Below are 18617 nucleotides of genomic sequence, written 5' to 3'. Positions count from 1 at the left end.
AGGGCGAGTGAATCCCCACGACGCGCTCACCGAGATCGCGACGCTCCTCGAGCGAGAGCGGTCGTCCCGGTACAAGTCCAAGGCTTTCCGTGCGGCGGCCGACGCCATCGCGGGACTGACCGATTCCGAGTTGCGCGATTCCGCGTCGCTGCGCCGGCGCAAAGGCGTGGGCGACTCGACCTTCGCCGTGATCCAGGAGGCGCTGGCCGGAGGCGTGCCGGCGTACCTGGCCGACCTGCGCGAGCGCGCGGGCGTCCAGCGGGCGTCCACGCTGCGGGGGCTGCTGCGCGGCGACCTGCACTCGCACAGCGACTGGTCGGACGGCCTCACGTCGATCGACCTGATGGTCGAGGCCGCACGCGCCCTCGGGCACGAGTATCTGGCGCTCACCGACCACTCGCCTCGACTGCGGGTCGCGAACGGGCTCTCTCCGGAACGGCTGCGCGCGCAGCTCGAGGTGGTCCGCGGCATGAGCGGCGACGGGTTCACCCTGCTCTCGGGCATCGAGGTCGACATCCTCGACGACGGCACGGTCGACCAGGAGCCGGAACTGCTGGACGAGCTCGACGTGGTCGTCGCCTCCGCACACTCGAAGCTGCGCATGGAGCGCGGGCCGATGACGCGCCGGCTCGTAGCCGCGGCCTCCAACCCGCGCGTGGATGTGCTCGGTCATGTGACCGGGCGCCTCGTCGAAGGATCCCGCGGCACCAGGCCACCCTCGACGTTCGACGCGCGGCCGGTGTTCGAGGCATGCGCCGAGAACGGCGTCGCGGTCGAGATCAACTCTCGACCCGAGCGCCAGGATCCCCCCGACGAGCTCATGGCACTGGCTCTCGAGATCGGATGCCTCTTCTCCATCGATTCCGACGCCCATGCTCCGGGGCAGCTCTCGCTGCTGGATTACGGCGCCGAGCGGGCGGAGCGGATCGGCGTTCCGCCCGAACGCATCGTCACGACGTGGGAGCTGGACCGGCTCCGCGCGTGGACCGGGCGCTCACGCGACGCCTAGCAGCCGCGTCACGCCAGAGATCGCCGCCGCGACCCGCGGCGGGCGAAGCCCCCGGCGCGGGCCGCGGCATCCGTCATCCCGTGGCGTTGGTGCGGATGACCTCGAGCCGCGCGCGATACTCGGTCTCGTCGATGTCGCCGCGCGCGAAGCGCTCGGCGAGCGTCGCCTCGGCCTGGCGGGCGGGGCTCAGCCGGCCGTGCGGACCGTACCCGTTGTCGGCCGCGCGACGCCAGCGCCGCCCGAAGATCGCGAAGAGCACGGCGAACACGGCGATCCAGAACAGCGGGATCAACAGGAACCACCAGCCGGGCCCCCACGGGCCGGCGTAGTGGGCGGCGACCGGGGCCGCCAGCATCCCGGTGGCGAGCGTTGCAGTCATGCGGGTGTCCTCTCTCGAGCCGGCCGGACCAGGACGGAACGACCGGATGCCGCCAGTCAAAGCGAGTCGCGCCGCGAGCGAATCCGCCGCTCGGTGTGACTTGCGCTGCTCCGTGCGGAGTAACGGAGACCGCGCAGCGGTCAGGGCGACGTACGCCAGCCGGGAGTTGCCAGCCCGGCCTCGTAGGCGAGGATCACCAGCCGCACCCGGTCGCGGGCGTGCAGCTTCTGCATGATGCGCGAGACGTGCGTCTTCGCCGTCAGCGGCGACAGGTGCAGGCGCGCACCGATCTCTTCGTTCGTCAGACCCTCGGCGACGAGTCTCAGGACGTCCGTCTCGCGCTCGGTGAGCGCGTCCAGCGCGCGGGCATCTGGCGTCGGGCGCATTCCCGCCGCGGCGCGCTCGATGAGTCGCCTGGTGATGCCGGGCGAGAGGAGAGCGTCGCCGCCGGCGACGACCCGCACGGCGCGGATGAGGTCGGCGGGTTCGGTGTCTTTCACGAGGAACCCGCTCGCTCCGGCCAGGATGGCACGGGTGACGTATTCGTCGAGCTCGAATGTCGTCACGATCACGACCCGCACGGCGGCGAGCTCCGGATCGGCGGTGATCTGCTCGGTCGCCCACAGTCCGTCACCGTCGGGCATGCGGATGTCCACCAGCGCGACGTCTGCGGCCGTGCGTCGCAGCGAGGCGACCAGTTCGCGGCCGCCGGACGCTTCGGCGACGACCTCGATGTCGGGCTCCGAGTCCAGCAGTGCCCGGAATCCGGCGCGGACGAGCTGGTGGTCGTCGGCCAGTGCGACCCGGATCATGACGCTCCCTCCCACGGCAGGCGGGCGACCACGCTCGTACCCCGCGGTCCGCTCCGGACCTCGAGACCGCCGCCGGCCAGTTCGGCACGCTCGCGCATTCCCCGCATGCCGCCCCGCTCGACGGCGTTGGCGGGTAAGCCTGCGCCGTCGTCGGTGACGGTCAGCACGAGGCTGCCGCCGTCGCGAGCGACCGTCACGGTCGCGTGCGACGCGGCCGAATGACGGACCACGTTCGTGAGGGCCTCCTGGACGATGCGGTACGCGACGGTCTGCACGGCGCTGGCCGGCACATCGTCGTCCAGGCGGTCCTCGAGCGCGACCGTGAGCCCCAGCCCGGAGCGGCCCGCGACCAGCGACGGCAGCTGCGCCAGCTGCGGCTGAGGTGTGAGCGGAGCCGTGTCGGGCGCGCCCACCTCGTCACCACGCAGGAATGCGAGCACACCGCGCACCTCGTCGAGTCCGGTTGCACTGAGCGAGCGGATGTTCGACAGGGCCTCGCGGGCGCGCTCGGGCTCGCGGTCGAACAGGTGCAGCCCCACGCCCGACTGCACGGCGATCTGGCTGAGCGAGTGCGCGAGCACGTCGTGCAGCTCGCGCGCGATGCGCGCGCGTTCCTCTTGTTCTGCGGCGCGCCGGCGGGCCGCCAGCTGCGCCCGCCGCTCCTCCGTGCCGCGGGTGCGCGCTCGGATCCCCTCGCCGATGGCGAAGCAGACCGCCAGCGCGAGCGTCGCGACAGCGATCCGCACCGGGTGCCATTGGGAGGCGGTCAGCTCGGCGCCGATGATCGCCGCGAGCCAGGCGAGGCCGACAGCCGAGAGCGCCCAGATGCGGGCCCCGCGCACCACCGCCCCGATGATCGCGAAGGCGAGCGCGACCGGCGGTGGCCCGAACACGGGCGGGACGAAGAGGTCGACCGTGACGAGCGCCGCCACGACCGCGATCGTGGGGCCGGGCCAGCGGCGGGCGGCCAGCAGCGCGAGAGCGGATGCCGCGGCCAGGGCGATGCTCGTCAGGGCGGCCGGCAGCGGCACGTGCTGCCACCACGAGGCGCCGATCGTGCCAGGCACCTGGACCAGCAGCGAGACGACGACCGGGACCAGCAGCCCGACCGCCGTCGATCGCCGGAAGCGCGGACCGGACTCGTCCCACGTGCGGCCTGGCATGGGCACGATCGTACGCCGGGCTCGTCTGCGTGGAATCTGACGGCAGGACGCTCCGCGGTACTCCCGCGGGAGTACGGCGTGGTCAGAAAGTGTCGAGCGCGGCGACGATGCGAGTCATAGCGGTGCCCAGTGCCCACCGCTCGGCCAGAGACGTGGCATCCGCCTTGCCATCGTCGTCGAGTGGCCGCAGCCGTGTATCGGGCACGGTGAGCGGCAGGTCCCGCACGACGGCCACCACCTGCGGTGCGACCGCGAGGTAGGGCAGACCCGCGAGCAGCTTCGCGCGCACTCCGGCCGACATCCCCTCGCCCGCCTCGGCAGCTGCCAGGATGCCGGCGAGGTCGCCGTGGGCTGCCAGCAGGCCCGCGGCCGTCTTGTCTCCGATGCCCGCGACACCCGGCAGACCGTCGGACGAGTCGCCGCGGAGGGTCGCGAAGTCGGCGTACTGCCCGGGCAACACGCCGTACTTCGCGACGACGGTCGCGTCGGTGACGACCTCGAGGTTGCTCATGCCGCGTGCGGTGTAGATGACGCGCACGTCGCGCGCGTCTTCGACGAGCTGGAACAGGTCGCGGTCGCCCGTCACGATGTCGACGGGCATGGTCGCCGTCGTCGCGAGTGTGCCGATGACGTCGTCGGCCTCGTGCGCGGGCGCGCCGATGATCCGCAGGCCCAGCGCGTCGAGCGTGTCGCGGATGACGGGCACCTGCACCTCGAGCGGGTCGGGCACGACCTCGATGTCGGGACCGACGGCGACGACCTCGGCCACCCGGTGGGTCTTGTAGGTCGGGATCAGGTCGACGCGCCACTGCGGCCGCCAGTCGTCGTCCCAGCACGCGACGAGATGTGTGGGCCGGTACGTCGTGATGAGCCGCGTGATGATGTCGAGGAATCCTCGCACCGCGTTCACCGGCGTGCCGTCGGGTGCCCGCACCGTGTCGGGCACGCCGTAGAAGGCGCGGAAGTACAGCGAGGCGCTGTCAAGAAGCATCAGCCGATCAGGCATTTCGGTCCCTGTCGTCGAGGTCGGACGTTTGAGAAGCGGTCGAGAGGATCGCCGTCAGCACTTCCCGCAGATGGGCAATGCCCTCGTTGAGCGGCTCGGCGTCGAGACGTCCGATGTGCTCGCGTAGGTCGTCCCGCCCGACGTCGTGGGCGAGTTCATCGAGGCGATGCCCGTCGAGGTGAATCTCCCGAAGGTGGGCGGGGCTGTTCAGAGCGACATAGACGTTGAGGTCCGTGCATGCGCCGTCATCCGAGTACTCGATGCTCGGCGCGAGAGTCGGAAATCGGCGGCGGAAGTCGCGGTGCTCCGAGCAGTAGACAACCCCGACTTCGGACGCGGACGAGCCCGCCTGCCCAGCGGCGAAGCCGTGCGACGTCATGAGCGGGTCGAGTGCGACGCGCAGACGCCCAGCGACTGCGTGGGGATCGTCTGGCAGGGAGCTCATATCGGACATTCTCGCGCGCGCCCAGTGGTGCTCGTGCGCCGTGTGCACGCCGAGAACGTGTCATTGCTCGAGTACAGGGACGCGGAGTCGAGCAGCATGAGGCGGTCGGTCACCGCTTCATCCTGGCACGCGGCTCGGACGCATGCGCGTCGGAGAGTCGGCTGCAGCGGGGCACCTCCCGTTCACCTGCCGGCCGACATCCGGTCGCCTGTCGGCACCCGTCTTGTTCACATCTCCCGCGCACCGTGGTGAGACGGCGCGCGAGAGCGTGCACCCCGCACTCAGCCGTGAAGGAGGCGACATGGGCACCGACGACGTTCTGGCGTGGGTCGAATCACCGCTCCAGCTGCTCGGCGCCGCCGAGTGGGCCGCCTCGAATGGCACCTCGGTTCCCGTCGCCGGCCGGCTCACGCCGCAGATCTCCGAGACCGCCGACGAGCTCGTCGCGCGAGGGGCCCGTTTCGGCGCGCTCGAGCCCTATCTCGGCATTCCTTGGAGCCTCCTGGCGCGGCACGGCCATTGGCTGGTCGGTGATGGGTTCTCGGGCCAGTTCCGCCTCGCCGCGAGCGTGTTGCGCCCGCGCCGGATCACCTTCCTCGACGACGGCGCCCTCGCGCTCGCATACGCCGACACGCTGCTGGGACGTCGGCCGTATGCCCGCCCGTCCGTCGTCGAGCGCGGTCTCACCACGATCGCGGCGCCGTTCGCCGCGGAGGTGGTGCGCCGGCGTGCGGCGGCCCGCCGTGCCGGTATGTTCACCGCGTTCGACCTCGGAGCGGACCGCCTCGACGCGCTGTCGGACCGCGGTTTCAGCATCCGCCGTCACGACTTCGCGTGGACGCGTGCCACCGCGCCGGCGGCACCCGAGCTCGGGCGGCGCATCGTCCTGGGCAGCGCGCGACCCGTCGACGGACGGATGCCGCTCGCCGACTACCTGGCATGGGTGGCGGATGCCGCGGCCGAAGGTGCGGTCTACCTGCCGCATCGTCGTGAGACGCCTGAGCAGCTGGACGCGGTCGCCGTCCTGGCCGGGATCCGCATCCTCGAGACGCGGCTTCCTGTCGAGCTGGTGCTCGCGGGCGCGCGCGTGCCTCTCGAGATCCACACTCTGCCCTCCAGCACGACCACCACGATTCCGCTCGTCCTGGCCGGTACGGGTTCCCGGCTTCACGCCTCCGCACGACGCGGGGCGACGCGGACGGTGACGGCATGAGCGAAGTCGTCGCGATCATCCCCGCGCGGGGGGGATCAAAGGGGATCGCACGCAAGAACCTGCGGCGTGTGGGCGGAGTTCCCCTCGTCGCGCGGGCGGTGGACGCCGCGCAGCGCTGCGCGGCGATCGACCGCGTGGTGGTCACCACCGATGACTCCGACATTGCCGCGGTCGCCGCCGAATGGGGCGCCGAGATCGTGGAGCGGCCGGTTCGCCTGGCCGACGACGGCGCGTCGTCCGAGAGCGCACTGCTGCACGCGATGGGCGAGCTGGAGACGCGGGGTGTCGAGGCGGGCGTGATCGCCTTCCTACAGCCGACGTCGCCCTTCATCGACGTCGACGCGCTGGCCGATGCGGTGCAGCTGGTCCGCTCGCGGCGGCGCGACAGCGTCTTCTCCGCGATCGAGACGTACGGCTTCCTGTGGGAGAAGGGCGTGGGCGGCGCCGCCGAGGCGGTCAACCACGACATGGATGTGCGGCCGAGGCGTCAGGACCGCGATCCCCACTACCTCGAGACCGGCGCCTTCTACGTGATGCGCGCCGCCGGATTCCGCGCGAGCGGCCATCGCTTCTTCGGCAGCGTCGGCATCGCCGAGGTCGAGCCGCGCACCGCGATAGAGATCGACACGACCGACGAGCTCGAAGTGGCACGCGCCCTCGCACCGCTCGTGGACCGGTCCGCGCCGGTGCTGGCGGACGCGATCGTGACCGACTTCGACGGCGTGCACACCGACGACACGGTGCGCGTCGACCAGGCAGGGGTCGAGGCCGTCACCGTCAGCCGAGCAGACGGCATGGGGGTGTCGCTGCTGCGGGCGGCCGGCATCCCGCTGCTGATCCTGTCGACCGAGGCCAATCCGGTCGTCGCCGCCCGGGGACGCAAGCTCGGCGTCGAGGTGGTCCAGAACGCCGCCGACAAGGCGACCGCGCTGCGCGCGTGGGCCACGACGCGCGGCATCCCGCTGTCTCGCATCGCCTACCTCGGCAACGACGTCAACGACCTGCCGTGCCTGGAGATCGTCGGATGGCCGGTGGCCGTGCCCGACGCCCATCCGCTCGTCCTCGCCGCCGCTCGTGTGGTGCTGGACCGTCCCGGTGGCGACGGCGCCGTGCGGGATCTGGCCGAACGCGTGCTCGCCGCACGCCCGGCCGTACGCACCCTGACCGACCCCTTCACCGCATCACAGGAGACATCATGACCGTCACGATCGGTTCCCGCGTCATCGGCGGCGGACGCCCCGCCTACGTCATCGCCGAGATCGGGCTCAACCACAACGGCGATGTGGAGCTGGCCAAGCGCCTCATCGACGTCGCGGCCGACGCCGGCGCGGACGCGGTGAAGTTCCAGAAGCGCACGCCCGAGATCGCGACCCCCGAGCACATGCGCGACATCCCGCGCGAGACGCCGTGGGGGACGATGACCTACCTCGAGTACCGGTACCGCGTCGAGTTCGACCGCGACCAGTACATCGAGATCTCCGATCACGCGATGCTGCGGGGCCTGGAGTGGTTCGCCTCGCCGTGGGACGAGCCGAGCGTCGCGTTCCTGGAGGACCTGGGCGTGCACGCCCACAAAGTGGCCTCCGCGTCGCTGACCGATCACGACCTGCTGCGGGCGCTGCGCGACACCGGCAAGACCGTCATCCTCTCGACCGGCATGTCGACGATGGACGAGATCGACGCCGCGATCGATGTGCTCGGCACCGAGCGGCTCCTGCTGATGCACGCCACGTCCACGTACCCGATGGAGCCCGGCGAGGCGAACCTGCGGATGATCCCGGCGCTGCGCGAGCGCTTCCCCGGCGTGCCCGTCGGATACTCGGGTCACGAGCGCGGCCTGCAGATCTCGCTCGCGGCGATCGCGCTGGGAGCGGTCGCGGTCGAGCGTCACATCACCCTGGACAGGACGATGTGGGGCTCCGACCACGCCGCATCGCTCGAGCCCACCGGCCTGCAGCACCTCGTCCGCGACATCCGCGTGATCGAGTCGGCGCTCGGCGACGGGGTCAAGCGCGTCTATCAGAGCGAGCTCGCACCGATGGCGAAGCTGCGCCGCGTCCCCGCGTGACGGCCGCTCTTCCCGGCGGCGGGCGGTTGCGGATCGTCGCCATCGCCGACACCGACTCGTACGTGAAATGGTCGGCCGCCCTGATCGGCGGCGCCGCGGACCGCTGGGATGCCACGCTGCTCGTGCTCGAGACGCCGCTCGTCGTGAGCGAGGCTCAGCGCGCGGCGGCGCTGAGCGGTTCCGGCCTCGCACCCGAGCGGGTCGAGCGCATCGAGTACTCACGCCTGTCGGAACGTCTGCGCCGACTGCGTCCCGATGCCGTGCTCGTGGCGGCGCGCGGGCCGCTCGTCCGCGTGCTGGCGCGCGACGTGGCCGCGCTGCGACCGCGGCCCGTCGTCGTGACGGGGCTTCCCGGCATCTCGATCCCGGCCACCCGCAAGGCGCTCGTCTACCGCACCCAGTGCGACCTGTTCGTCGTGCACTCGCGTCGCGAGCTGCGCGAGTTCACCGCCCTGTCGGAGCGGACCGGCTTCGGCGCGAGGTTCGCACTGGCCACGCTGCCGTTCGCCCGCACCTCCACGCAGAGCGGGGCGGGAGTGGCCGGAGAGCAATCAGGCTCCGACCTCGTGTTCGCCGCGCAGGCCCGTGTGCCGGCCACCCGGGCGGATCGCCTCCGCGTGGCACGCATGCTCGTCCGTGCGGCCGAGGCGGATCCGTCACGGCGGGTCGTGGTGAAGCTGCGGGCCGCCGCGGGGGAGCAGCAGACGCACGTCGAGCACGACGGGTACCCGGAGCTGCTCTCGACCCTCGGTCCGCTCCCGGCGAATCTGGTCACCTCGACGTCCCCGATGAACGTCGCGCTCGCGACGGCTGAGGGGCTCGTCACCGTCAGCTCGACCGCGGCGATCGAGGCGATCGCCCGCGGCCTCCCGGTGATCGCGCTCGACACGTTCGGCGTGTCGCGAGCGCTCATCAACGAGACGCTCGCCGATGCCGGTCTGCTCGGCAGTGAAGAGGACGTCGTGGCGCGTCGGCTGCGGCATCCGGCCCTCCGCTGGCTCGACGACAACTACTTCCATCCCTCCGACGCGGACGACTGGGAGCAGGCGACCTCGGACCTGATCGCGCGGCGACGCGCGGGCGCGCTCGCGCCGCGCCCGTCGCTCGCGCGACGTGGCGGAGCACTCCGCGACGCGTGGGAGCGGCGGGTCGCATTGGGACGCAGCGACACATCGGCGTCCGGCGCTTTCGCTTACGCCATCGGGCTGCCGGTGCGCGCGGTCGTGCGATCGGTGCAGCGTGCTCGACGGACGCTCGTGCCGCGCGTGCGCGCCGAGCACGCACGATGAGGTGGCAGCAGATCGCGGTCCGGGAGAAGCCGGCGACCGCGCGGGGGGGATCGCGGATCGCCGGCCCCGGGGCCGGCCGGTGAGACCACCTCGCGTGCCCCCGGGGGTCGGGCGCGAGAGAGGGGTCCGCGCGACGCAGCGCCGTGGACGCCGACGGCGGGACTCGGGTATCCCTTCCGCGACGCCGTCGTCAGGATTCCATCGGGACCTGTGAGATTCTTATGGCCCGCCCCGACGTTCGCCGCATGCTGGCCGTGCGGACGACCGCCTGCCATCATGACCGCATGACGATATGGAAGCACGGGGGCGTTCTCGCCCTGGCCCTGGCCGGTTCAGCGCTGATTCTCGCCGGGTGCGCCTCCTCGGCGCCCGTCGTCGCGCCGGTGACGCGTGACGCGGGGTCACTGCAGGGCGACACCGTGGACCTCGTGGTCGGGCAGGTGCTCAACATCAACACCGGCGATCTGGCCGTCGACAGCTACCGAGGCGAGGTCGAGGACTCCGAGGTCGCGGAATTCGTTCCCGGTCACGAAGATGGCGGCGCGACGTTCAACCCCGGTGTCCAAGCGCTCGCCCCCGGCAGCACGACTGTCGTCCTGTCGAACGAGAACGGCGGAATCCAGGACGTGACCTTCACGGTCGAGGTCTCGGAATGATGCGGCTCGTCGCCCACGGGACGATCGGCATCGGGCGTACCCTCGTGCGATGACGACCGCTGCCCATCGGAGCGAGCTCCGCGAACTCCTCGACGAGCTCCGCGAGGACGCGAACACGCGTCTTGTCGCGATGGACGCCACCATCGCCGAACTCCGGGAGGATCGCGGCTCGGCGGTGGCCGACGACGAGCACGACCCCGAGGGCGTGACGCTCTCGGGCGAATGGGCGCGCGCTGTCGGGCTCCAGGAGGCGGCGCGACGCGAGATCGCCGAGATCGACGATGCCGTGCAGCGGTGGGAAGCCGGCACGTACGGCGTCTGCGCCGACTGCGGTCGCGGCATCCCGATCGCGCGACTGCGTGCCCGCCCATTCGCGACCCGATGCGTCACGTGCGCCGAGAAGGCCGGTGCGTGAGTGTCGTTCGGTGCAGCGGCTTCGCGCGCGCCCGGTGAGGGCTTCATCCGCGTCGGGTCCGCGTCCGCCTGTCCCTGCGGGAGCGGCGTGAGTTTCGGCGGATGCTGCGGCCCCGTGCTCGGCGGAGAACCGGCCCCCACAGCAGAACGACTCATGCGCTCGCGGTACACCGCGTTCGTCGTGGGCGACGCGCGCCACCTCGCCGCGTCCTGGCATCCGGGCACACGGCCGGATGACCTCGCGCTGGACCCGGCGCTGCGCTGGACCGGACTGGAGATCGTCCAGGCTCACGACGGCGGCCCGGACGACGCGCGCGGCACGGTGGAATTCCGCGCGACGTGGCGCCGCGGCAGCGAGCGGGGAGAGTTGCACGAGCGCAGCCGGTTCGTGCGCCGGAGCGGTAGCTGGTGGTATGTCGACGGTCTTGAGATCACCTCCTGACGCCGATCGCCTCGGGCCCGCCGGTGACCGCTAGCGTTGATCCATGACCACTCAGGCCGACAAGGCACAGACCCTCGCTCGACTGCACTCCGCGCCCGAGATCCTCCGGGTGGTGAACGTGTGGGACGCCGTGTCGGCGAAGACGATCGCGGCGCTCCCCGAGACGCGTGCCATCGCCACCGCGGGCCACTCCATCGCCGCCACGTTCGGGTATGCCGACGGTGAGAACATCCCGCTCGATCTCATGCTCGACATGGTCGGCCGCATCGTCGAGGCTGTGGGCGACCTGCCCGTCAGCGCCGACCTCGACGCCGGCTTCGGCGACCCGGGCGAGACCGTGCGGCGGGCGATCGGCAAGGGAGTCGTCGGCGCCAACGTCGAGGACCGTCTGCGCCCGCTCGAGGAGGCCGTCGCTGCGGTCGAGGCGATCGTCGCGGCCGGTGAGGCGGAAGGCGTCCCGTTCGTGCTGAACGCCCGCACCGACGCCTTCGTGCGCGCGGGCGACCGCCCGGTCGAGGCATCCGTCGCCGACGCGATCGAGCGCGGAAGGGCCTACCTCGCCGCCGGGGCAGACCTCGTCTTCGTGCCCGGCATCCTGGATGCCGACGTGACCCGCCGGCTGGTGGAGGGGATCGGCGAGCGCAAGCTCAGCGTGATCGGACTGCCCGGCACGCTGCAGCCGTCGGAGTATGAGGCGCTCGGCGTCGCCCGCGTGTCGTACGGCCCGATGCCGCAGCGGGTCGCGCTCACGGCGCTGCAGGACGTCGCCGCAGACCTCTACCGCGACGGGATCATCCCGGCCTCGACGCGCAACCTCAACTGAGGACGCGCGCGACCCCGACCGCGCCCGCCCAGCAGGCGCCGATCAGGTGTCGTGCTCGATCGGGGCCGCGTCCTCGCGGTGATCGTCGACGGCTCCTGGCGGGTACTCCGCGACGTCGGGCCTGCGGCTGAGGAACACCGTGCTCGCCACGAGACCGCCCCACACGACGACGATGGCGAGCACCAGGAACGTGATCGCGAGCGGAGTCATGACGACACCTTCCTCTCTGTCTGCGAAGCGACGCGCTCAACCGGGGGATACTCGGGCCACGGCGTGAAGTCGTCGGGGGAGTCGCGCCATCTCAGTGCCGTCATCACGATCGCCGCCACGACGATGAACGCGATCGTCCCCCACCCGAAGAGCAGCAGATACCAGCCCGGCATGCCTTCGTAGCCGTCCACGATCAGCGCGATGATGCGGGAGACGAGCATGTAGCCCAGCACCACCGGCGCGAGGACCCCGACAAGGGCGACCCACAAGCGTCCCACCTTGAACGTCGAGACGGCGTTGAGGTGATAGCGCAGCTCAGGTCCGCGACGGAGCACCCAGATGACGAGGATCGTCATCATGACGGCGGATGCCACGATGCCGATGTTGTTCGCCCACTGATCCGTCACGTCCAGCGCGAGCAGGCCCGTCGTGGTCGAGAACAGGAGCACCGAGAGCACGGCTGACACGACGCCGACGCCGATGGCGGCGGCCCGCGGCGACAGCCGGAATTTCTCCTGGATCGCGGCCGAGACCACCTGCAGCACCGAGATGAGCGACGTGAAGCCGGCCAGCGCCAGCGAGCCGAAGAAGAGGCAGCCGAACAAGGGTCCGCCCGGCATCTGCGACACGATCGCCGGGAAGGTGATGAACGACAGTCCGACGCCGGTCAGACCCTCCAGGTCGGCGACCGCGATGCCCTGCTGGAAAGCGAAGAAGCCGAGCGTGGCGAAGACGCCGATGCCGGCGAGGATCTCGAACGACGAGTTCGCGAACGCGACGACGAGCCCGGGTGCGGTCAGATTGGCACGGCGGCGGCGGTACGAGGCGTACGTGATCATGATGCCGAACGCGATCGACAGCGAGAAGAAGATCTGGCTGTAGGCAGCGATCCACACGTTGGGGTCGCCGAGGGCGGCCCAATCAGGTGTGAACAGAGCGTTGAGTCCTTCGGCGGCGCCGTCGAGGAACAGGGCGCGGACCACGAGGATCAAGAACGCGACGACGAGCAGGGGAAGGAAGATGACGTTCACCCGCTGCAGGCCCTTCGCCACACCGGCGGCCAGCACCACGATCGCGGCGATCCATACGATCGCGAGAGGGATGAGCACGTTCGGCACGAACTCGAAGCTGATGCCGGGCTCGCCCACGCGCAGGTATTCGCCGGTGAGGAACCCCGCCGGATCATCGCCCCATCGCAGATCGAACGAGAAGACGAAGTAGCTGAGGGCCCACGCGATCACGGCGGTGTAATAGAGCCCGATGACGAAGGCGATCGCGACCTGGAACCACCCGAGCGACTCGGTCCAGCGGCCGACCGCGCGTCCGATCCGGCGGAACGCCGTCGGCGCGGCGCCGCGGAACCGGTGCCCGAGTGCGTAGTCGAGGAAGAGGATCGGGATGCCGGCGGTCAGCAGTGCGACGAGGTAGGGGATGAGGAACGCGCCCCCGCCGTTCTCGTACGCGACGCCGGGGAAGCGCCAGATGTTGCCCAGGCCCACCGCCGAGCCGATGGCGGCGAGGATGAATCCGACCTGGCCGGTCCATTCCTCGCGCGGGCGCTCATCGGTGGCTCCGGTGGGGGTGGAGCGTTCGGCATCGGTCACGTCATCGTTCCCTTCTGCGGTGCTGCCGGCAGGGCCGGCCGTTGCTCTTGCACGCTAGCAGCGCGGCCGAGCCGGAATCCAGAGCCCGGGCCGCCTCCGGGAATCCGCCACGCGGCGCCGTCGTTGGGGTCGGCATGGAGCCCGCTGCCGTCGACGTCGTCGTGATCGGCGCGGGGCAGGCGGGGCTCTCGGCCGGATACCACCTGCAGCGGCGCGGCTTCGTTCCCGTGGGCAGGGCGCTCCCGGACGATCGGACCTTCGTCGTCCTGGATGCCAACGACCGGCCCGGGGGAGCGTGGCAGCATCGCTGGCCCTCGTTGCGGATGGCGACGGTCAACGGCATCCACGAGCTTCCCGGATTCGCGGTGCCACCGGCGGACCCGGCCGCTGCCAGCCGCGACGCGCTGCCGGCCTACTTCGCCGAGTATGAGCAGCGGTTCGAGCTCGAGGTCAGAAGGCCCGTCAGCGTGCGCGCCGTGCGCCGGGCGGACGACGACCCACGGGGTCGCCTCCTGGTGGAGACCGACCTCGAGTCGTGGAGCGCTCGGCACGTGATCAACGCGACCGGCACCTGGACCCGCCCGTTCTGGCCGCGCTATCCGGGCAGAGAGCGCTTCGCGGGGCGTCAGCTGCATGCCGCGGATTACACCTCGGCGGACGAGTTCGCCGGGCAGCGCGTCGTCATCGTCGGGGCAGGCGTGTCCGCCGTGCAGCTGCTCGACGAGATCTCGCGGGTCGCCGACACGTTATGGGTCACCCGTCGCGAACCGCAGTGGATCGACCACGAGTTCGACGTCCCGGCGCGGGTGGCGGCGATCGCGGGCGTCGAGGATCGCGTGCGGCGCGGTCTGCCGCCCGGCAGTGTCATCTCGGTGACGGGCATGCACTGGTCGCCGTGGGCGCGCGCGGCTCAGGCTCGCGGCGTTCTGGTGCGGCATCCGATGTTCACCGCGATCGAGCCCGAGGGCGTGCGTATGCCCGACGGAAGCTTCGAGCCGGCCGACGCGATCCTGTGGGCGACCGGATTCCGCCCCGCATTGGGCCACCTGGCACCGCTGCACCTGCGGACGCCGGACGGCGGCATCCGGGTCGCCAACGGGCGCTCGATCGACGAGCCGCGCCTGTTCCTGATCGGCTACGGCCCTTCGCAGTCCACGGTCGGGGCCAACCGCGCAGGGCGGGATGCGGTGCGGGCGATCGCCGCTGCGGACGGTGCCGCCGCGCTGGAGCCTCCTGTGGAGGCCTCGGACGCCGCATAGGCTCGAGAGCGCACGACACGACGAAGGGCAACCCATGGCACGCATCCTGATCTTCGGCGGGCACGGCAAGGTCGCGCTCCTGCTCGAACCGCTGCTCGTCGCAGACGGTCACACCGTCACCGCGGTGGTGCGCAATCCCGACCATGAGGCGGACGTCGCCGCGACCGGCGCACAGCCGCTCGTAGCCGACATCGAGGCCTTCGATCTCGAGCAGCTCACCAACCTCGTCGGCGGCAACGACGTCGTCGTGTGGTCCGCCGGCGCCGGCGGCGGCGATCCGCGCCGGACCTACGCCGTCGATCGGGATGCTGCCATCCGCTCCATGCAGGCGGCGGAGTCTGCGGGCGTCGAGCGCTACGTCATGGTCTCGTGGATCGGCTCCCGCGCCGACCACGGGGTGGCCCCGGATTCGTCCTTCTACGCCTACGCGGATGCCAAGTGGGCCGCCGACAGCCACCTCTCCGGCTCCGACCTGGACTGGACGATCCTCGCTCCTGGATCGCTCACGCTCGAGCCGGCGACCGGCCGCATCGGCCTTGATCCGGAAGGCTCCGGCGCGGTGTCGCGCGCCGACGTGGCTGCCGTGATCGCGGCGGCGATCGCCGACGATTCCACGATCGGTCGCACCATCCGCTTCGGCGGCGGCGGCGAGCCGATCGGGCACGCGGTCGCCGGCTGAGGTTCAGTCCTCGCTGGAGTGCAATCCCCGCCGGGTCGAGAGCAAGGTGGTCTCGGGCCGCTCGGCGACCGCACGCTCGGCACGATCGAGGACGTCTCGCACGTGTGAGGAACCCGACGCCACGACGGCCAGCCCGACGACCGCGCGACGGTAGAGATCGTGATCGGCCACCTCGGCGACTGCCGCCTCCGTCCGCCGGCTCAGGTCCGCGATGAGGGGGCGAAGAACGCTGCGCTTCTCTTTGAGCGAATGCACATCGCCGAGCAAGAGGTCGAACTCGATCCACCCGATCCACATGGGCACCATCGTCGCAGAGGAGCCCGTGCGCATGCCGTTCCGTGCGGGTGTCGTGTCGGCGTGCGATGCGCGACGCGCCGCGCGCCTTCCCACACGCGCCCATGGTTGCGGTAGAACAGCAGAAGTCGCGTTCTGGGGGGATCGCCTGTTCCGCACCACCCGAAAGGACCCCTCACCGTGAAGCTGGTCAGACGCGTCGTCGTCGTCCTCATCATCGCTTTCGCCGTCTTCTACCTCGTGACGAGACCGCAGGATGCCGCGAACGCGGTGCAGGGCGCCCTGGGCGCCGTGTGGGGTGCGGGAGTCGCCGTCGTCGACTTCTTCGTCGCCCTCGCGGGCGGATGAGCGTCTTCGACCCACGGATCGAGAAGCACCTGATCGCCGATCAGGGCGAGGTGGTGATCGATGAAGTGCGAAAGCACTGGGCAGCGACCGTGGGCGCGGCGCTCGAGCTGCTCGGCGGCATCGTGGTGCTGCTCATCTCCCTGTTCGTGCCGCCGCAGGCCTGGTGGGTGCCGGCCGTTCTCGGCGGCGCAGTCGTCGGCCACGCCGGCTGGCGGATCCTCGAACAGCGCATGGACCGGTTCGTGATCACGAACATGCGCGTGTTCCGCGTGCACGGGATCCTGTCGCAGCGCATCGCGACCATGCCGCTCGCACGGATCCTCGACATCTCGGTGCACAAGCCCGTCGTCGGGCGGATGTTCAGCTACGGGCATTTCGTCTTCGAGTCGGCTGCGCAGGCGCAGGGGCTGCGTGAGATCCGCTTCGTGGGCGATCCCGACGACCGGGGGCTCACGATCCAGCGCGTCATCCAGCAGGCCGGTCTGCGCGGCTTCATCGCCCAGCAGCCGGGCGGTGCGCCGGAGCTGTCGCGCCGTCCGCCGGAGCGCGCGGCGGAGCCGGCTTCCGCCGTCCGGCCGACGACACCCCCGCTGCCGGCGCTTCCGGCGTCGGTCGCGGCATCGCGCGGACCCGGTGCGTCCGGCGGATGGGAGTGGCTCGCCGACGCCCAACGGCGGGAGGAGCAGCGTCTGGAAGAGCTGCGGGGCGGGTCTGCCGGGGCCGATGTCGCATTCGATCCCGATCGCACCACGACGGCCCCCATCGACCTGCAGCGCTGAGCCGAATCGCATCCCCGAGGGAACATCGCGGTGGACCGCCGCGTTCTGGTACCCTGGACCGTCACTCGTGTGGCTATCTCGCCACGCCTGGACGACCGGTCGACACCGGCGCCGAGGATCCCGCAAGGACGACGTGACATCGCACGAAAAGAATCCGCTTCGCCTCGGCTCGCGCTTCGTCCTGCTTCGCTCGCTCAGCGAGTGAAGAAGAAGACGCGGCGATGTGCCGAGGCCCGACACCCCAACCCAACAAGGACAACCCACTACATGACTAGCGCAACGACCGCCCCGGCCACCAAGCAGGTCGCGATCAACGACATCGGATCTGCCGAGGACTTCCTGGCCGCGGTCGAGAAGACTCTGAAGTTCTTCAACGACGGCGACCTGATCGAGGGCACCGTGGTGAAGATCGACCGCGACGAGGTCCTCCTCGACGTCGGCTACAAGACCGAGGGCGTCATCCCCTCGCGAGAGCTTTCCATCAAGCACGACGTCGACCCCAACGAGGTCGTCAAGGTCGGCGACGAGGTCGAAGCCCTCGTTCTCCAGAAGGAGGACAAGGAAGGCCGCCTCATCCTGTCCAAGAAGCGCGCACAGTACGAGCGCGCCTGGGGTGACGTCGAGAAGATCAAGGAGACCGACGGTGTCGTCACCGGTTCCGTGATCGAGGTCGTCAAGGGTGGCCTGATCGTCGACATCGGCCTCCGTGGCTTCCTCCCGGCTTCGCTCATCGAGCTGCGCCGGGTCCGCGACCTCACGCCGTACCTCGGCCAGGAGATCGAGGCGAAGATCCTCGAGCTCGACAAGAACCGCAACAACGTCGTGCTCTCGCGCCGCGCACTGCTCGAGCAGACGCAGTCCGAGTCGCGCACCACGTTCCTCAACAACCTGCACAAGGGCCAGGTCCGCAAGGGAACGGTCTCGTCGATCGTCAACTTCGGTGCGTTCGTCGACCTGGGCGGCGTGGACGGTCTCGTGCACGTCTCCGAGCTGTCGTGGAAGCACATCGAGCACGCGTCCGAGGTCGTCGAGGTGGGCCAGGAGGTCACCGTCGAGATCCTCGAGGTCGACCTGGACCGCGAGCGCGTCTCGCTGTCGCTCAAGGCGACGCAGGAGGACCCGTGGCAGGTCTTCGCCCGTACGCACGCGATCGGTCAGGTCGCGCCGGGCAAGGTCACCAAGCTCGTTCCGTTCGGTGCGTTCGTTCGCGTCGCAGACGGCATCGAGGGCCTCGTGCACATCTCCGAGCTGTCGGGCAAGCACGTCGAGCTCGCCGAGCAGGTCGTGTCGGTGGGCGAAGAGGTCTTCGTCAAGATCATCGACATCGACCTCGAGCGTCGCCGCATCTCGCTCTCGCTCAAGCAGGCGAACGAGTCGGTCGACCCCTTCGGCACCGAGTTCGACCCGGCCCTCTACGGCATGGTCACGGAGTACGACGAGAACGGGGAGTACAAGTACCCCGAGGGCTTCGACCCCGAGACCAACCAGTGGAAGGAAGGCTTCGACGAGCAGCGCGAGAAGTGGGAGCAGGAGTACGCTGCCGCCCACTCGCGCTGGGAGGCTCACAAGGCCGCCGTCGTCAAGGCCATGGAGGCAGAGGCTGCGGCTCCCGCCGAGGCCCCGTCGAACTCCTTCTCGTCCGACAGCGGCCCCGCGGGCACGCTGGCCGACGACGAGGCCCTCGCCGCGCTGCGCGAGAAGCTCTCGGGTCGCTGATCCGTCCGT

Annotated in this window: 22 protein-coding genes; 14 read left to right on the top strand and 8 right to left on the bottom strand. The window is 70.7% G+C overall.

Going from position 1 to position 18617, the window contains the following annotated elements; genetic code table 11:
- The first annotated feature begins 7 nt into the window (after positions 1-7).
- Positions 8-1009, top strand: a complete 1002-nt coding sequence (locus ACLKM7_RS12440) for a PHP domain-containing protein (RefSeq protein WP_436447479.1) — start codon at positions 8-10, stop codon at positions 1007-1009.
- A gap of 73 nt (positions 1010-1082) precedes the next feature.
- Here ACLKM7_RS12440 and ACLKM7_RS12435 read toward each other — a convergent pair whose 3' ends face one another.
- The 5 genes from ACLKM7_RS12435 to ACLKM7_RS12415 form a co-directional block, all read right to left on the bottom strand.
- Positions 1083-1388 carry an SHOCT domain-containing protein gene (locus ACLKM7_RS12435; RefSeq protein WP_436447478.1) on the bottom strand — a complete coding sequence of 102 codons (306 nt, stop codon included), beginning with the start codon at positions 1386-1388 and terminating at the stop codon, positions 1083-1085.
- Between the two features lie 140 nt (positions 1389-1528).
- Positions 1529-2200: a response regulator transcription factor gene (locus ACLKM7_RS12430; RefSeq protein ID WP_436447477.1), complete on the bottom strand. Its 672-nt coding sequence runs from the start codon at positions 2198-2200 to the stop codon at positions 1529-1531.
- Complete coding sequence (locus ACLKM7_RS12425; RefSeq protein ID WP_436447476.1) at positions 2197-3363, bottom strand: sensor histidine kinase; 1167 nt, start codon at positions 3361-3363, stop codon at positions 2197-2199. The genes ACLKM7_RS12430 and ACLKM7_RS12425 overlap by 4 nt, the downstream gene beginning before the upstream one ends.
- Positions 3364-3445: 82 nt before the next feature.
- Positions 3446-4369 carry a 5'-3' exonuclease gene (locus ACLKM7_RS12420; protein ID WP_436447475.1) on the bottom strand — a complete coding sequence of 308 codons (924 nt, stop codon included), beginning with the start codon at positions 4367-4369 and terminating at the stop codon, positions 3446-3448.
- On the bottom strand, positions 4362-4814 hold the full coding sequence (locus tag ACLKM7_RS12415) for a hypothetical protein (protein ID WP_436447474.1): 453 nt from the start codon (positions 4812-4814) through the stop codon (positions 4362-4364). The genes ACLKM7_RS12420 and ACLKM7_RS12415 overlap by 8 nt, the downstream gene beginning before the upstream one ends.
- 301 nt (positions 4815-5115) lie before the next feature.
- On the opposite strand from ACLKM7_RS12415, the gene ACLKM7_RS12410 reads away from it, so the two are divergent.
- From ACLKM7_RS12410 to ACLKM7_RS12375, 8 genes are all read left to right on the top strand, one after another.
- Positions 5116-6027, top strand: a complete 912-nt coding sequence (locus ACLKM7_RS12410) for a hypothetical protein (RefSeq protein WP_436447473.1) — start codon at positions 5116-5118, stop codon at positions 6025-6027.
- A complete protein-coding gene (locus tag ACLKM7_RS12405) occupies positions 6024-7226 on the top strand; it encodes a cytidylyltransferase domain-containing protein (RefSeq protein ID WP_436447472.1) in 1203 nt (400 codons plus the stop codon). Before ACLKM7_RS12410 ends, ACLKM7_RS12405 begins: the two co-directional genes overlap by 4 nt.
- Positions 7223-8095 carry an N-acetylneuraminate synthase family protein gene (locus ACLKM7_RS12400; protein ID WP_436447471.1) on the top strand — a complete coding sequence of 291 codons (873 nt, stop codon included), beginning with the start codon at positions 7223-7225 and terminating at the stop codon, positions 8093-8095. The genes ACLKM7_RS12405 and ACLKM7_RS12400 overlap by 4 nt, the downstream gene beginning before the upstream one ends.
- Entirely contained in the window at positions 8092-9384 is a 1293-nt protein-coding gene (locus tag ACLKM7_RS12395) for a DUF6716 putative glycosyltransferase (RefSeq protein ID WP_436447470.1), read from the top strand. The genes ACLKM7_RS12400 and ACLKM7_RS12395 overlap by 4 nt, the downstream gene beginning before the upstream one ends.
- 284 nt (positions 9385-9668) lie before the next feature.
- Positions 9669-10040: a hypothetical protein gene (locus ACLKM7_RS12390; protein ID WP_436447469.1), complete on the top strand. Its 372-nt coding sequence runs from the start codon at positions 9669-9671 to the stop codon at positions 10038-10040.
- A 49-nt stretch (positions 10041-10089) separates the two neighbouring features.
- A complete protein-coding gene (locus ACLKM7_RS12385) occupies positions 10090-10455 on the top strand; it encodes a TraR/DksA family transcriptional regulator (protein WP_436447468.1) in 366 nt (121 codons plus the stop codon).
- Positions 10456-10500: 45 nt separating this feature from the next.
- Positions 10501-10896 (top strand): YchJ family protein, encoded by a 396-nt coding sequence (locus tag ACLKM7_RS12380; RefSeq protein ID WP_436447528.1) that lies wholly within the window; start codon positions 10501-10503, stop codon positions 10894-10896.
- A 43-nt stretch (positions 10897-10939) separates the two neighbouring features.
- Entirely contained in the window at positions 10940-11719 is a 780-nt protein-coding gene (locus tag ACLKM7_RS12375) for an isocitrate lyase/PEP mutase family protein (protein WP_436447467.1), read from the top strand.
- A 42-nt stretch (positions 11720-11761) separates the two neighbouring features.
- On the opposite strand, the gene ACLKM7_RS12370 is transcribed toward ACLKM7_RS12375, so the two are convergent.
- Entirely contained in the window at positions 11762-11929 is a 168-nt protein-coding gene (locus ACLKM7_RS12370) for a methionine/alanine import family NSS transporter small subunit (protein WP_436447466.1), read from the bottom strand.
- Positions 11926-13533, bottom strand: a complete 1608-nt coding sequence (locus ACLKM7_RS12365; RefSeq protein ID WP_436447465.1) for a sodium-dependent transporter — start codon at positions 13531-13533, stop codon at positions 11926-11928. The genes ACLKM7_RS12370 and ACLKM7_RS12365 overlap by 4 nt, the downstream gene beginning before the upstream one ends.
- 134 nt (positions 13534-13667) lie before the next feature.
- On the opposite strand from ACLKM7_RS12365, the gene ACLKM7_RS12360 reads away from it, so the two are divergent.
- Both ACLKM7_RS12360 and ACLKM7_RS12355 read left to right on the top strand, forming a co-directional pair.
- Positions 13668-14792 carry an NAD(P)-binding domain-containing protein gene (locus ACLKM7_RS12360; RefSeq protein ID WP_436447464.1) on the top strand — a complete coding sequence of 375 codons (1125 nt, stop codon included), beginning with the start codon at positions 13668-13670 and terminating at the stop codon, positions 14790-14792.
- Between the two features lie 34 nt (positions 14793-14826).
- The gene (locus tag ACLKM7_RS12355; RefSeq protein WP_436447463.1) at positions 14827-15471 is read left to right on the top strand and encodes an SDR family oxidoreductase; all 645 of its coding nucleotides are present in this window, start codon (positions 14827-14829) and stop codon (positions 15469-15471) included.
- A 3-nt stretch (positions 15472-15474) separates the two neighbouring features.
- Here ACLKM7_RS12355 and ACLKM7_RS12350 read toward each other — a convergent pair whose 3' ends face one another.
- The gene (locus ACLKM7_RS12350) at positions 15475-15768 is read right to left on the bottom strand and encodes a DUF503 domain-containing protein (protein ID WP_436447527.1); all 294 of its coding nucleotides are present in this window, start codon (positions 15766-15768) and stop codon (positions 15475-15477) included.
- Between the two features lie 177 nt (positions 15769-15945).
- Here ACLKM7_RS12350 and ACLKM7_RS12345 point away from each other — a divergent pair, with 177 nt between their 5' ends.
- From ACLKM7_RS12345 to rpsA, 3 genes are all read left to right on the top strand, one after another.
- A complete protein-coding gene (locus ACLKM7_RS12345) occupies positions 15946-16113 on the top strand; it encodes a hypothetical protein (RefSeq protein ID WP_436447462.1) in 168 nt (55 codons plus the stop codon).
- Positions 16110-16892, top strand: coding sequence for a PH domain-containing protein (locus ACLKM7_RS12340; RefSeq protein ID WP_436447461.1), 783 nt, complete (start codon positions 16110-16112; stop codon positions 16890-16892). The genes ACLKM7_RS12345 and ACLKM7_RS12340 overlap by 4 nt, the downstream gene beginning before the upstream one ends.
- Positions 16893-17159: 267 nt before the next feature.
- The gene (gene rpsA / locus ACLKM7_RS12335; protein ID WP_436447460.1) at positions 17160-18608 is read left to right on the top strand and encodes a 30S ribosomal protein S1; all 1449 of its coding nucleotides are present in this window, start codon (positions 17160-17162) and stop codon (positions 18606-18608) included.
- Positions 18609-18617: the final 9 nt, after the last annotated feature.

This window comes from Microbacterium sp. I2, assembly GCF_051364985.1.
GTDB lineage: Bacteria > Actinomycetota > Actinomycetes > Actinomycetales > Microbacteriaceae > Microbacterium.
Note: the sequence above shows the minus strand (reverse complement) of the source record. Positions and strands in the feature narration are given on the sequence as shown.

What these genes read in the sequence shown, in the direction of transcription:
- ACLKM7_RS12375 (WP_436447467.1), top strand. Translation starts at nt 10,940, where the DNA reads ATGACCACTCAGGCCGACAAGGCACAGACCCTCGCTCGACTGCACTCC.
- ACLKM7_RS12390 (WP_436447469.1), top strand. Translation starts at nt 9,669, where the DNA reads ATGACGATATGGAAGCACGGGGGCGTTCTCGCCCTGGCCCTGGCCGGT.
- ACLKM7_RS12370 (WP_436447466.1), bottom strand. Translation starts at nt 11,929, where the DNA reads ATGACTCCGCTCGCGATCACGTTCCTGGTGCTCGCCATCGTCGTCGTG.
- ACLKM7_RS12435 (WP_436447478.1), bottom strand. Translation starts at nt 1,388, where the DNA reads ATGACTGCAACGCTCGCCACCGGGATGCTGGCGGCCCCGGTCGCCGCC.
- ACLKM7_RS12430 (WP_436447477.1), bottom strand. Translation starts at nt 2,200, where the DNA reads ATGATCCGGGTCGCACTGGCCGACGACCACCAGCTCGTCCGCGCCGGA.
- ACLKM7_RS12350 (WP_436447527.1), bottom strand. Translation starts at nt 15,768, where the DNA reads ATGTGGATCGGGTGGATCGAGTTCGACCTCTTGCTCGGCGATGTGCAT.
- ACLKM7_RS12340 (WP_436447461.1), top strand. Translation starts at nt 16,110, where the DNA reads ATGAGCGTCTTCGACCCACGGATCGAGAAGCACCTGATCGCCGATCAG.
- ACLKM7_RS12355 (WP_436447463.1), top strand. Translation starts at nt 14,827, where the DNA reads ATGGCACGCATCCTGATCTTCGGCGGGCACGGCAAGGTCGCGCTCCTG.
- ACLKM7_RS12385 (WP_436447468.1), top strand. Translation starts at nt 10,090, where the DNA reads ATGACGACCGCTGCCCATCGGAGCGAGCTCCGCGAACTCCTCGACGAG.
- ACLKM7_RS12405 (WP_436447472.1), top strand. Translation starts at nt 6,024, where the DNA reads ATGAGCGAAGTCGTCGCGATCATCCCCGCGCGGGGGGGATCAAAGGGG.
- rpsA (WP_436447460.1), top strand. Translation starts at nt 17,160, where the DNA reads ATGACTAGCGCAACGACCGCCCCGGCCACCAAGCAGGTCGCGATCAAC.
- ACLKM7_RS12410 (WP_436447473.1), top strand. Translation starts at nt 5,116, where the DNA reads ATGGGCACCGACGACGTTCTGGCGTGGGTCGAATCACCGCTCCAGCTG.
- ACLKM7_RS12425 (WP_436447476.1), bottom strand. Translation starts at nt 3,363, where the DNA reads ATGCCAGGCCGCACGTGGGACGAGTCCGGTCCGCGCTTCCGGCGATCG.
- ACLKM7_RS12400 (WP_436447471.1), top strand. Translation starts at nt 7,223, where the DNA reads ATGACCGTCACGATCGGTTCCCGCGTCATCGGCGGCGGACGCCCCGCC.
- ACLKM7_RS12415 (WP_436447474.1), bottom strand. Translation starts at nt 4,814, where the DNA reads ATGAGCTCCCTGCCAGACGATCCCCACGCAGTCGCTGGGCGTCTGCGC.
- ACLKM7_RS12360 (WP_436447464.1), top strand. Translation starts at nt 13,668, where the DNA reads ATGGAGCCCGCTGCCGTCGACGTCGTCGTGATCGGCGCGGGGCAGGCG.
- ACLKM7_RS12420 (WP_436447475.1), bottom strand. Translation starts at nt 4,369, where the DNA reads ATGCCTGATCGGCTGATGCTTCTTGACAGCGCCTCGCTGTACTTCCGC.